The following is a 644-nucleotide window of genomic DNA, read 5'->3' on the forward strand; positions in this document are numbered from 1 at the left end:
CCGGCGGCTCCTCCCGGCGCTGTATCAAGCGGCGCCAGATGTCTCGCTTTGCAGATCTGCCAGCCCATGCTAACCCGGCGCTGGCGCGGCCCAAGCAACCGGTCGCCACCAACCGGTCGCCATCAACATCGCCATTGGGGAGCCATGAACAAAGCCGCCAGCCGCTTCGCCTTCGTCTCGTCCGACACCGCCGACGCCAAGGCGGCGCTGGAGAGCCTTTCGGCGCGCTATGGCCAGGCGTCCATCGAGGATGCAGAGATCGTCGTGGCGCTGGGCGGCGACGGCTTCCTGTTGCAGACCTTGCGCGACACGATGAGCACGGGAAAAAAAATCTACGGCATGAACCGTGGCACCATCGGCTTCCTGATGAACGAATACCGTGCCAGCGGTTTGACCGGGCGCATCGCGGCGGCCGTTGCCGAAACCATCCGTCCGCTGGAGATGCAGGCGGTGACCGCAGAAGGCGAAACGATCTCGGCGTTGGCGATCAACGAGGTTGCGCTATGGCGCCAGTCCTACCAGACGGCCAAGATCCGTATCACCGTGGACGGGCAAGTGCGGCTGGAGGAATTGAACTGCGACGGTGTGATGGTCGCGACGCCGGCGGGCTCGACCGCCTACAACCTTTCCGCGCACGGACCGAT

Annotated in this window: 1 protein-coding gene; it reads left to right on the forward strand. The window is 64.8% G+C overall.

The genetic code is table 11. The features are described 5' to 3' along the window. Nucleotides 1–144: 144 nt before the first annotated feature. Nucleotides 145–644: NAD kinase (locus tag AC0L3D_RS36880; RefSeq protein WP_473647556.1), on the forward strand; the 500-nt coding region annotated here is incomplete at its 3' end.

It is taken from the genome of Mesorhizobium sp. WSM4837 (assembly GCF_055811435.1).